Origin of the sequence: Methylophilus sp. VKM B-3414, from assembly GCF_032248435.1 — a bacterium.
GTDB lineage: Bacteria > Pseudomonadota > Gammaproteobacteria > Burkholderiales > Methylophilaceae > Methylophilus > Methylophilus glucosoxydans.
On sequence record NZ_JAVTLI010000013.1, the window covers coordinates 151,988 to 164,708 of the forward strand.

Sequence of the window (12,721 nt, forward strand, 5' to 3'; positions counted from 1 at the left end):
TAAAATTATGAACTACACGACAGCATGGAGCAACCCGCCTTTTGTCTTGCCCAGTCTGGGCGCTTTTGCGCAAAGTGTTCTTTGCCAGGCTGCAGGGTATACGGCTGCCGTAAGACTTCCAGTAATTCCAGCAAGCGGCTATTGTCGCCTGCTGTGGCCAAATCAATCGCTTCTTGGGCCAGGTAATTGCGCAGTACATAGACCGGATTGGCGGCAGCCATGCGTTGCTGGCGTTGCTCTATTGTTTGCTGGGATTGCGCCAGGCGTTGGCAATAAGTCATCAGCCAGGCCTGAATATCCTGATTAAAATCCTGCCAGCCTTTTTGCGTGTAAAAAGCGTTTTGCAGGGTGCTGACTTGCGGTTGTTGCAGGTCAATTTGCGCAAGCTGGGTGAAAAACAGTGTCTGGTCAATTTCGGCACGGGTCATGAACTCAAAAATCTGGTTGATGAGCTCGCCATCCCCCTCTTGCCAGCGCTCAAACCCAAACTTGTCAGCGAGGCTGCTGGTGAGGGCGCGGAAGTAAGTTTGGTCATAGGTGGCGATTCCGTCCGCCAGGCCTTGTGTAGATGGCAACAGCGTACCCAAGGCTTCTGCCAGCCGTTCCAGGTTCCAGCGGGCAATATCGGGTTGGCGGCCAAAGCAATAACGGCGCCCTTGTGCGTCGGTGGTGTTGGGTGTCCAGCCAGGGTCAAAATTATCTATCCAGCCATAAGGGCCATAGTCTATGGTCAGGCCTAGGATAGACATGTTATCGGTATTCATCACGCCATGCACAAAGCCCACGCGCATCCAGTGCGCGATCATGACTGCCGTACGGGCACACACTTCTTCAAACCAGGCTTCAATCAGTTCGGGGGCAGGATTGTTGACATCCAGCTGCAGGCCGGTGGAGGGCCACCAGTCGGCAAAATCGCGGTCCAGCGTAAAGCCAATCAGGCGTTTTAACAGCGCAAGCTCTTCGCGGCTGGCCAGCAGCTCAAAATGCCCAAAGCGCGTAAATGAAGGGGCCACGCGGCAGACAATGGCGCCAGGTTCCAGCTGCGGATGCCCATCGTAAAACATGTCGCGCACCACCTGGTCACCAGTCTTGATCAGGCTTAAGGCGCGCGTGGTCGGCACGCCCAGATGGTGCATGGCTTCCGAGCATAAAAATTCGCGCAAGCTGGAGCGTAATACGGCACGGCCATCTGCCGAGCGCGAGTAGGGGGTCTCGCCTGCGCCTTTAAGTTGCAATTCAAAACGCTTGCCGCCATGCACTAACTCACCCAGCAAAATGGCACGTCCATCGCCCAACTGCCCTGCCCAATGTCCAAACTGGTGGCCGCCGTAGCGGGTGGCATAGGTAAACATGCCGTCCAGCATGCCATTGCCGCCCAGCGTTTGCATCAGTTCGCGGTCTTGCATGTCGCTGGCGGTGAGTCCCAGCATCCCGGCCACTTCTGCGCTGTAGGCGATCAGTTGCGGGTCTTTGACCGGGGTGGGTTGTACGGCAGACCATAGGCAGTCACTGACTTGTCTGGTGTAGTTATGGCGGATCGGGTCGCCCGGCAGTTCGCGGACAAAACGGTTATCAAAAGTTAAAGGGCGCATATGAAATGGACAATGCCGTGCATCAATAGTGCTTTAATCATAACATTTTCATCCATGCTAAACTCTGGCGCATCAAATCTCGTGCCTTTGCAGTGTTCGCACAAAACTGTTTTTGAAAGTCGTTTTCCCCTATGAACCATCTGCAAGGTTTAAGTTTTCAAGACATCAAAAAGTTGAAAGGTGTGCTGATATTTTTTTGTCTGTTTATCGTTATGCAGCAAATTTGGTTGAGTGTTGCCGATACTGGCGTAGGGGTATGGTGGATCAACGAGGTCATTACCCGGACATTGGCTTTTACGATAGGCTGGCTGGCGGACGAACAAGTGACGGTGGCAGGCAGCCTGCTGACAGGCGCACATGCCAGCATGAATATTGCCAATGGCTGTGATGGGGTGGACATGATGCTAATGTTGATCGCTGCACTGTTAAGCTCAACATTAAGCCTGCGGCAAAAGCTGCTGGGTGCCTTATATGGGTTACTGTTTTTATTTTTAATCAATCAACTACGGTTGCTGCTGTTGTTTGAGGTATTGCAGCACGATCGCCAGTACTTTACCTTTACCCACGGTATTCTTGCGCCTTTTTTAATGTTGGGCGCCACCGGAATATTTTATGCATGGTGGCTGGCCGCCTCTACCCAACCTCTGGCGGATGATGAGTCCACATGCGCTTTGCAATAATGTTTTTCTGTTATGTCTTGGGCATTGGGCTGGCGCTCAATGCATTTTTCAGCCCCTGTATCCAGGCACTTTTGCCACTTTTTAAAGGGTTATTGACCTTGATTGATGGTCATTTCGAGGTGATCTCTGCTCAGGTGATGACAGTAGGCGATGCGCAAGTCATCGATTTTGAGGTGAGATTGGCAAAGTCTTTCTGGTTGGGAAAGCATTTTATTGAAGTGGACCCCAGCGGCGTTGCGCATGCCAGTACGATGCTGGTGCATCTTTGGCAAAGCCTGGCGGTATGCCTCGCGCTGATCTTGTCCTGGCCAGAGATCCTTATGCGTAAACGCCTGCAGGCCCTTGCTTACGGGCTGCTAGGCACGCTGCTGGTGTGGTGCATCGATGTGCCATTCGTTTTGCTGGCGGCCTTGTGGCAAATGATTTATGTGCATTACGCGATTCCAGACTTTTCAATTTTGACTGATTGGCAGCAGGTACTTGAAAACGGTGGCCGGTTAATCTTGGGATTGATGATAGGCTGTTTGGCCATTTTCTTGGCTTAGCTGCTTGAGAGTACAGCGGGGGCTTGCCATGGTCCCTCAATACCCGCATCCATGCTGGGCATGGTTCTGCCTTCATCAAGCCTTCATAAATAAAAATTAGCATCTGTAAGCTACTGACAATTCATTATTGATAGCGCACGATGCCTTTTTTACTGCTGTATTTCCTCATCACTTTTTCTACCTTTTCTCATGCAGCAGACATTGAGCAAGAAATCCTGACCCGTTTTAATCAGGGCGAGACACAGGATTTAATTGTTGAATATGATGATGCGTCTGTGAATAAAAGCCTGATCGCAACCCGCTTGAATAAGCGGCTCAAGACCGATAATGACGATGTGTTGGCAATCAAGCGCAAGGCGTATGCTTCGCTTAAAAGCCAAATGAAAACGCTAGAGCTGCAGCAGGGCATCCAGGGAGTCAAAGACTATCCATACTTGCCACTGAGCTTAAAGCGTTTTAAATCGCTCAGGTCGCTCAAAACCTTCATGGCCAATGGCAACATCAAGGCCGTGTATGTTGACCGGATCATGCATAAGGTACTCATGCAGAGCTTGCCTTTGATCAATCAGCCTGTCGTCAGCCAGGTTAATTACAAAGGGGCAGGGGCCACTGTGGTCGTGATTGATGACGGCATAGACTTTACAAAGTCGGCGTTTGGTCCTTGTACTGCGGTGGCGACGCCCTCGGCGACGTGTCGCGTGGTGGTGGCTAACACCATCGTCAATTCTGGCACAGCCAATGCCAGCCCAAATCATGGTAGCAATGTGGCGGCGACGGTATTGGGCGTGGCGCCAGAGGCCAAAATTGCAGCAATCAATGTCTTCAATAATAGTGGCGGCGCTTATACAAGCGATATTTTAAGTGCGATCAACTGGGCGGTTGCCAATCGATCCACATACAATATTGTGGCCATTAACATGAGCTTGGGGGCGTCGGATAAAAATACCAGTCCCTGCCAGTCCAATCCTTTTACCAGTCCGATACAACGGGCAAAGGATGCCGGCATTAATGTGGTGGTCGCCGCAGGCAATGATGGATACCTGGATGGCATCAGCACACCTGCTTGCGCGCCAGCGGCCATTTCAGTCGGGGCGGTGTACGACAGTAATGTTGGAGGCTTGGCCTATAGTAACTGTACCGATACGACTTCGGCCGCGGATAAAGTCACTTGTTTTTCAAACAGTGCCAATTATTTAACTCTGCTGGCGCCGGGTGCTTTAATCACCGCAGCAGGGATCACGATGGCAGGGACTTCTCAAGCGTCTCCGCATGTGGCTGGTGCGGTCGCCGTGTTAAGGTCAGCGTTTGTTAATGAAACAGCTGATCAAATTCAAGCGCGATTGACCAGCTTTGGCAAACCTGTCACAGACAGTCGCAACAGTCTTGTCAAACCCAGGCTAGATTTAAGCGCTGCAGCCCGTCCGCAAAATGATTCATTTTCTAACCCAGCCTTGATGAGTGGCGACTCTGGCAGTGTCAGTGGCACCAATCTGCTCGCGACGGCAGAGGTGAGCGAGCCAGCCCACGCCGACCTGGCAGCGCAAAATACAGTCTGGTTGCAGTGGACGGCACCAGCTTCTGGCCAAGTAACGCTTACCGTCAATGGCAGCGTTGCAAACCCCAGACTTGCGGTGTATACCGGGACAGCAATCAGCGCATTAACGCCTAAAGCAGCCATTGATAATGCGAATTCCCCCCTGTATTTTCAAGCTAGCGCGAATACCCAGTACCACATCGCACTCAACACCAATCAAACGGATGCCGGTAATTATCAACTGCAATGGCAATTGAACACACAGGCAAATGCCAATTTATCCGTTACTTTTAGTGGCCCTAACCAACAACTTGCGGTGGCCACGCCTTATCTTTACACCTTAACTGTTGGCAATGGCGGGCCCTCGAATGCCACCAATGTTGCCGTACAACTGATTTTGCCAACGGGGGCGGATCTGGTCAGTGCAGACCAACGATGCCAATTGCAGGGCAGAACGCTGACTTGCCGCGTTGCACAGTTGAATGCCGGGAGTTCAAGCAGTTTTAATGTACAACTGTCGTGGAGCAATACGCAGGATGTTCCACCATTGGCCATCTCTGTGAATTCTGACTTGGCGGATGCTGACACTGGCAATAACTCGACAACATTTTCGTTACCAGCCACTCAGTCCTCCACAGTGACTGATGTGCCGACGCTGCCTGAGTGGGGGCTCATTCTCCTGGCTTGTATGTTGATTTTTTTGAACCGCAGAAACCTCCAGAGAGTTTAGCGCTCCCTTTTCTTTTTTCATCTCGGCATTTCTTGCACGCTGAATCAAACGCGCTAAGGTATCATTACGGCTGTATTTTAAAGAATCAGTTGAATGAACGTATTTTATGAAGAGGATGGCGGCTTTAAAGTCGCCTCCATCATGTCCGAGGCCGATAGCAGCATGCAGGTCGAAGCGAGCTCGGGCAAGCGCAGCAAAATCAAAACCGCCAATGTCTTGATGCGGTTCGAGGGGAGTTTGTCCGGTTTTCTGGAGGCCGCCCAGGCCGAAGCCGAAACCCTGGATACCGATTTTTTATGGGAATGCTGTGGCGAGGATGAGTTTGGTTTTGAAAGCCTGGCCGAGGAATACTATGGCGGCAAACCGAGTCATCAGCAAGCTGCTGCCATTGCCATCAAATTGCATGGCGCGCCCATGTATTTTTACCGCAAAGGCAAAGGACGCTACAAGGCTGCGCCTGAGGACACGCTGAAAGCGGCATTGGCGGGGATGGAGAAAAAGCGCCAGCAAGCTGAACTGTTGGCACAGATGGTTGCACAACTCAAAGCGCACAGTCTGCCAGACGGCTTTGCCAGCAAGCTGGACCAATTGCTCTACGCGCCGGATAAAAACAGCCTGGAGTGGAAAGCGCTGGATCAGGCAGCCAGCGAACTCAAGCAACTGCCGGTGCAAGTGCTGCATGCCAGTGGCGCCATTGCCTCGATTCATGATTACCATCTGGGGGCGTTTTTACGCGAATACTTTGCCAATGGCACGGAGTTCCCGGCCTTTACGTTGGCTGATCTCCCCGAGGCACTGCCTTTGTCAGCGGTGCAGGCCTTTAGTATTGATGACAGCACCACCACCGAAATTGATGATGCCTTATCGGTGACCGCGCTGCCTAATGGCAACACGCAGGTCGGGATTCATATTGCTGCACCAGCCTTGGGTGTGTCGCCGCATGCGTCGCTGGATAATGAGGTCATGAAGCGGCTGTCTACGGTATACATGCCCGGGCATAAAATTACCATGTTGCCAGAAGCTGCCATCCGTCCGTTTAGCCTGGATGCCGGCCAAGTAAAGCCGGCTTTGTCCCTGTATCTTGAAGTGGCACCTGATTTCAGCATTGTTAGCCATCAAAGCCGCCTGGAGCAGGTAACCATCATCGAAAACCTGCGCCACGACACGCTGGAGCCTTATTTTAACGAGCAGACGCTGGCCGAGGACAGTGGCCATCCGCTATGGCAACCGTTGGTGTTTTTGTTCCGCTTTGCCGAGAGCCTGGAAAAAGCGCGCGGTAAATATGACCCGACCCGGCCACAACCGGTGGATTACAATTTTTATGTGAGCGAGGGAAAAGTCAGCATTATCAATCGCCAGCGCGGCTCGCCCATGGATAAACTGGTGGCCGAGCTCATGATTGCCGCCAATAGCCAGTGGGGCCTGTTACTGGCGCAAAACGAAGTGCCCGGTATTTATCGCGCACAAAATGGTGGCAAAGTGTACATGACCACCAAAGCCGAAGGCCATCAGGGCCTGGGCGTGGCGCAATATGCCTGGTGTACCTCGCCGTTGCGCCGCGCGGTGGATTTGATCAACCAGCGGCAACTGATCAGCGTGTTGACCCTGACGCCGCCAGTCTACCCGTCCAACAGTGATGAAATTGTCGGCCATATGCGCAATTTTGATCAAACTTATAATGCCTACAACGAGTTCCAGACGCGGATGGAGCGCTACTGGTGCTTGCAGTACCTGATCCAGGAAAATATCACGGAAATCGACGCAACGGTCTGGCGTGAGAATCTGGTGCGCCTGCAAAGCTTGCCCTATATGACCAAGGTACACAGTTTGCCAGCGACCAAGCCCGGCAGCAAAGTTCGGTTGGCGGTACAAAAAGTCGATACTTTACTGATGGAACTGGACTGTAAATTCCTGCACCTGATCGAAGAGACCACAGAACCCTCAAATGAAGCCGAGGCTGTGGTGGAAACAAGCATGGAGGTGCCTAATGTTTAAATTTAACCGTAAAGTGCACAAAGCCGTCTCCGACTTTGAAATGGTGGAAGTCACCGAAATGGATGGCGTGCGCTCCATGCACTTGGGCTCGCCGACCATACAGAGCAGTATGAGCGTGAAAGACCCGTTTGCGCTGGTCCTGGCCTATTCCTGGGGCGCCCTGAGCAGCTTGTTGTTCAAGCCGGACGCGCGCAAACTATTGCTGGTTGGGCTGGGCGGCGGGTCGATTGCCAAGTATGTATGGAAATATTGTCCGCAGATCAAGCAAACGGTGGTGGAACTCAATCCGCAAGTGATCCAGGTCGCCCGCAGCCATTTTTTTGTGCCGGATGACGATGCGCGATTACAGATCATCGAAGGCGATGGTATTGCCTATCTGCAGCAGCATCCTGGCAGTGTCGACTGGCTGATGATGGATGCCTTTGGCAGCAACGGCTTACCGCCAGACTTTTGCACCCAGGCTTTTTTTGACGACTGTGCCGATGCACTGACGCCGGATGGCTTGTTTACGATTAACCTGTGGGGCTCGGACAAAAAGTTTGATATCTACATGCAGCGCATGGAGCAGACGTTTGACCAGCGCGTGCTCATGATGCCTACCGGCAAGCCCGGTAACATCATCGTGTTCGGCTTTAAAGCCGAACTGCCCATCCCGGATCTGGCGACGTTGCGCAAACGTTCGCAAGACGCTATGCAGACGCATCGTATCAACTTTCCCGACCTCATAGACCGCCTGCAAGGCGCAAACCCCAATAACGGCAAGGAGTTTCAACTCGGTGGCTAATTTTCTGAATCATTTTTTCGCAACCTGCCCACGTGGCCTGGAAGCCATTCTCGTCGACGAACTCAAGCAGAGCGGGGCGCGCGACATTAAAGCCACCGATGGCGGTGCCAGTTTTAGCGGCGAGTTGTCGGTGTGCTATCACGCCAACCTGCATTCGCGTGTCGCCACGCGCATTCTCATGCAAGTGGGGCGGGGCCAGTATCTGAAAGAGGACGATATTTATCAGGGCGCGCTCAAAATTAACTGGCCTAACTGGTTTGATGTCAAACACAGCATGATGGTCAAGGTCACGGCTGTGCGCAGCCCGCTTAAAAGCCTGGAATTTATTACCCTGCGCGTCAAAGATGCCATCTGTGATAAATTCCGCCAGGCCGTTGGCAGCCGTCCTAATATCGATACGCGTGAACCTGCGGTCCGCGTACATGTATATCTCACCACTGACAGCTACCAACTGTATGTCGATACCTCCGGCAACCCGCTGTACCAGCGCGGCAACCGCAAAAACAGCATAGAAGCGCCGTTGCGTGAAAACCTGGCCGCGGGCATCCTCAAGCTCACCGGCTGGCAGCCGGGCCAGGCCTTGCTGGATCCCATGTGTGGCAGTGGCACCTTTTTGCTTGAGGCGGTGATGATAGCTCTCAATATTGCGCCTGGTTTAAATCGCAATTTCGGCTTTGAAAAACTCAAAAACTTTGAATCTGATACTTTCCGTAAAATCCGCAATGCCGCAGCCAAAGCTGCCAAGCCGGTCAGTTTCCAGAGCATTTACGGCTCGGATATGGATTTACGTGCCGTACGCGTCACCAAGCAGAACCTGGAAATGGCGGGCTGGCTGGACGCCGTACAACTGACACACTGGGAATTCACGCAAGTGGTGCCGCCCGCTGACAGCGGTGTCCTGGTCGCCAACCCGCCTTATGGCGTGCGTATTGGTGAAGATGAGACCTTGGCCGCCTTGTACCCCGAAATGGCCGCTGCGCTCAAACAGAAGTTCTCTGGCTGGAATACCTATTTCCTGACCAACGACTTGCGCCTGCCCAAGCTCATGCGTCTGAGCCCCAGCAAGAAAACACCACTGTATAACGGCCCATTGGAATGCCGGTTGTTTGAAATCAAGATGGTGGCAGGAAGTAACCGTAAATAGGGCAGTTGTATTCTTATCCGTCGATGCCTTATGCATCAATGTAGGTCGCATGTATTCATCCGCTGCAATCTCTAGTGTCTGTGAAGGACGACAGGCGCTGGCAGATTGCATTGCAGTCTCAAAGTGCACGCTTGGATCAAATGTTAATGATTGTTTTATCTGACCCGCATTTCTATTGTTTAGTATAAATTATAGTGGCAAATATTATCGTTAGCATTTCTTATGCTGAACGTGATTAAGCAGATTTAAGTCGTCACATTTCAACAATTAAGAATCAACTAAGAGGCTGCTATGGATGCTTTGTTGAGTTTGTTGGTCCCTGATAACTTCATGCCCCATGGCCATTGCTATTTATGGACGCCCGTCCTGTTGTGGATGTATGTTGTTTCTGACACTGTCATTGCGATTTCTTACTATACGATTCCGATGGCATTGCTTTACCTGGTTAAAAAACGCGCGGACTTGGAGTTTAACTGGGTATTTTTCATGTTTTCCCTGTTTATCTTTGCCTGTGGAACAACGCATTTGATTGCAATTGCAACCATTTGGGAGCCAGCCTATTGGCTTGATGCCACAATGAAATGCTTAACAGCCGTGGCTTCAGGGATCACGGCAGTGATGCTTTGGCGCTTGATGCCAGTTGCGTTGACGATTACCAGTACCAAGCAGCTAAAAACAACCATTGCCAGGCTAGAGTCCGAAGTGCAGAAACGATTGCTCGCAGAACAGGCCTTGGCAAAATTGAATTTGAATCTTGAGCATCTGGTCAAGGCGCGTACGGAAGATCTGAGCAATATCAATGCGAGTTTAAGACTGGAGATCGAGCAAAGAAAACGCACAGAACTTGAGCTGTTTAACCAGAAACAATTGGCAATTGTCACGCTGGAGTCCATCGGCGATGCGGTGATCACCACCAATATGCAGTCCGAAGTGACTTATCTGAATCCAGTGGCCGAAAAAATGACGGGCTGGAGCAAAGCCGAGGCAATGGGGCGGCCGATTCTGGAGGTGTTCAGGATTTTGAATGAAAGCACCCGCAAGCTGGCAGCCAACCCAGTGGATGTGGTGCTGGCGCACAACAAGGTCTGCGGACTGGCCAATCATACCTTGCTGATCGCCAAATCTGGCGCTGAATACGCGATTGAAGATTCTGCGGCGCCGATTCGTGATCAGGATGGCAACATTCTAGGGGTCGTGCTGGTGTTTCATGATGTGAGTGATGCACGTCAGATGGCACAAAAAATGACCTACCTTGCCGAGCATGATTATCTGACCGACTTACCGAATCGACTGTTACTGACAGACCGTATTACGCAAGCGATCAGTGCAGCGAAAAGAAGGGGTTCCAAGCTGGCCATTCTGTTTTTTGACATAGATCACTTCAAGCGGGTGAATGATACCCTGGGCCATGAAGTGGGCGATCAATTGCTCAAAGTATTGAGCAAAAAGCTGCAAATGTGCATTCGTGCCTCTGACACGCTCAGTCGCCAGGGCGGGGATGAGTTTGTAGTGTTGTTGCCAGAGTTAACAGATGATGCCGTCCCAGCCGAAATCGCACAAAAAATACTGTTTTCCATCAAGGACCCGATCAGCATCGCAAATCACGAGTTGTTTATCACGGCCAGTATTGGGATTGCCGTATATCCTGATGATGGTGACAATGTCGATGTGCTGACACGACATGCGGATGCGGCAATGTATCATGCCAAAAATTCAGGTAGAAATAATTACCAGTTTTTTACCAAGGAAATGAGTGCACGTGTCGCGGCTCAGCTTACGATGGAAAACAGTTTGCAAAAAGCAATAGCAAACAATGAGTTAATCCTTTTTTATCAGCCAAAAGTCAGCATCAAAACCGGCAAGATCATCGGCGCTGAGGCTCTGATTCGATGGGTGCATCCGCAATGGGGCATGATGATGCCAGATCGTTTTATCAAGATTGCCGAAGACTCTGGCTTGATCAGAGGCATTGGTCATTGGGTATTGCGCGAGGCGTGTACGCAAAATAAAAAATGGCAAGATTCCGGTTTGCCCGAGATTCCCATCGCGATTAATGTTTCGGTGGTTGAGTTGCACCATGCGCACTTTACACAAGAAGTGACTAAAGTGTTATTACAAACAGGTCTGCAACCCTATCATCTCGAACTGGAGGTGACTGAAAGCGTTGCGATTCAGACTGAGGTGACCGTGATTAACGATTTGAACAAGCTCAAAGAGATGGGTGTCCGGTTATCAGTAGATGATTTTGGGACAGGATATTCCAGCCTGTCATATCTCAAGCTATTGCCGGTAAATACCATTAAAATCGATAAAAGCTTTATTCGTGATATACAAGTGGATGCTAACGATGCGGCAATTGTCACTGCGATTATCAAAATGTCACAAAGTCTGGGATTAACAGTGATCGCAGAAGGGGTAGAAACCCAGGCACAGCTCGAATTTCTGCAATCGCATGACTGTGACGAGATGCAAGGTTATCTATTTAGCCGACCCTTGCCTGCCGATGAATTTGCAGCGCTGCTTGCGCAGCAATAAAGCTTCCTATCTTATTGTTTTATTGAGTTTATTTTATGACTGAACACCAACACCAAACGACTGACTCTTTACTGAATTTGCGTGAGCGCATTAATGCATTTGTGCAGGCACGTGACTGGGCGCAGTTCCATTCCCCTAAAAATCTGGCCATGGCCATGATTGTTGAGGCGGCAGAAGTGGTAGAGCATTTTCAATGGATGACTGAGGATAACAGCCGCCAGTTGGATGCCGCCACGCGCGAAAAAGTTGGGCAAGAGCTGGCCGACACCTTTGTTTATCTGCTTCGGATTGCCGAGGTGTGTGGCATAGACTTGATTGCGGCCACTAACGCCAAGATTGAGTTGAATGCGCAAAAATACCCGGTTGAAAAATGCAAGGGGAGCAATGCTAAATATACAGAATATCAATAGGGCACTTCTATAAACTCAATTTCCGTCGCTATACTGCGTTGCGCATAAAAAATGTCTCCTTACACATCCGCTATATGCGACGTCAAAACTTTTTAGTCGCGTCTTATCTGACTTAGCAACTTGCATTGATAGAACCACCCGCGCATTTAAATGTTGAATTTAATGTAGTTTGTTATATTGAAGGAATAGCCATGCGTGTAACTTTAGATTCCCCGGTAACCCGTTTGCTCGAGCAGCAACACATCGCGTTCGAGGTCATCGAAATCCCGCTCAGTGAAGACAAAAAACCAATTCGCAGCCTAGAAGAGCTGCTAACAGCACAAGGCCTGGATCCACAATCGGTCGTGCGTAGTGTAGTGTTTAAAGGGGAGCATACTGGCTTTAGTCTGCTCGCTGTGGCGGGCGCTGGCCGTGCCGATTGGGCCTTGTTGCGCGCGCACTTGAGTGAGCGTAAGTGCCGTATGGCAGAATATGACGAAGTGCCTGAGGCCACCGGCTATGTGGTTGGTGCAGTGCCGCCGATTGCTTTGCCCGCTGGCTTGCGCGTGCTGGTTGACCAAAGCGTGTTGAGTTACGATCGGGTGGTGATTGGTAGTGGTGTGCTGGGCTATGCACTGGCGCTGAGTGGCAGTGATTTGCAAGCCTTGTTGAGCGCATACCCGGTTGGGCAGTTTGTGAAGGTTTAACTTCAGCTTAGAAGCGCGCAGCATTAAGTGCCTGGCGTCGCAGGGACGTTAAGACTCGCCCGCTGAGTGGTGAGTCCAGTCGTCAG

The 12,721-nt window shown here is 51.0% G+C and carries 10 protein-coding genes; 9 read left to right on the forward strand and 1 reads right to left on the reverse strand.

The window, feature by feature from the left end; translation table 11 throughout:
- Positions 1-5 precede the first annotated feature (5 nt).
- Positions 6-1,592: a protein adenylyltransferase SelO gene (locus Q9292_RS13455; protein WP_313988941.1), complete on the reverse strand. Its 1,587-nt coding sequence runs from the start codon at positions 1,590-1,592 to the stop codon at positions 6-8.
- Positions 1,593-1,804: 212 nt separating this feature from the next.
- Here Q9292_RS13455 and Q9292_RS13460 point away from each other — a divergent pair, with 212 nt between their 5' ends.
- The 9 genes from Q9292_RS13460 to Q9292_RS13500 all read left to right on the forward strand — a co-directional run bounded on the left by Q9292_RS13460 (position 1,805) and on the right by Q9292_RS13500 (position 12,635).
- On the forward strand, positions 1,805-2,272 hold the full coding sequence (locus tag Q9292_RS13460) for an archaeosortase/exosortase family protein (RefSeq protein WP_313988943.1): 468 nt from the start codon (positions 1,805-1,807) through the stop codon (positions 2,270-2,272).
- A complete protein-coding gene (locus Q9292_RS13465; protein WP_313988946.1) occupies positions 2,257-2,817 on the forward strand; it encodes a hypothetical protein in 561 nt (186 codons plus the stop codon). Before Q9292_RS13460 ends, Q9292_RS13465 begins: the two co-directional genes overlap by 16 nt.
- A gap of 140 nt (positions 2,818-2,957) precedes the next feature.
- The gene (locus tag Q9292_RS13470; RefSeq protein ID WP_313988947.1) at positions 2,958-5,081 is read left to right on the forward strand and encodes an IPTL-CTERM sorting domain-containing protein; all 2,124 of its coding nucleotides are present in this window, start codon (positions 2,958-2,960) and stop codon (positions 5,079-5,081) included.
- A gap of 93 nt (positions 5,082-5,174) precedes the next feature.
- Positions 5,175-7,076, forward strand: a complete 1,902-nt coding sequence (locus tag Q9292_RS13475) for a ribonuclease catalytic domain-containing protein (protein ID WP_313988950.1) — start codon at positions 5,175-5,177, stop codon at positions 7,074-7,076.
- A complete protein-coding gene (locus Q9292_RS13480; protein ID WP_313988953.1) occupies positions 7,069-7,860 on the forward strand; it encodes a polyamine aminopropyltransferase in 792 nt (263 codons plus the stop codon). Before Q9292_RS13475 ends, Q9292_RS13480 begins: the two co-directional genes overlap by 8 nt.
- Before the next feature lie 4 nt (positions 7,861-7,864).
- Entirely contained in the window at positions 7,865-9,004 is a 1,140-nt protein-coding gene (locus Q9292_RS13485) for a class I SAM-dependent RNA methyltransferase (protein WP_313989296.1), read from the forward strand.
- 291 nt (positions 9,005-9,295) lie between these two features.
- Positions 9,296-11,539, forward strand: a complete 2,244-nt coding sequence (locus tag Q9292_RS13490) for a putative bifunctional diguanylate cyclase/phosphodiesterase (protein WP_313988956.1) — start codon at positions 9,296-9,298, stop codon at positions 11,537-11,539.
- Between the two features lie 35 nt (positions 11,540-11,574).
- Complete coding sequence (locus Q9292_RS13495) at positions 11,575-11,949, forward strand: nucleotide pyrophosphohydrolase (protein WP_313988959.1); 375 nt, start codon at positions 11,575-11,577, stop codon at positions 11,947-11,949.
- A gap of 191 nt (positions 11,950-12,140) precedes the next feature.
- Positions 12,141-12,635, forward strand: coding sequence for a YbaK/EbsC family protein (locus Q9292_RS13500; protein ID WP_313988961.1), 495 nt, complete (start codon positions 12,141-12,143; stop codon positions 12,633-12,635).
- Positions 12,636-12,721 lie beyond the last annotated feature (86 nt).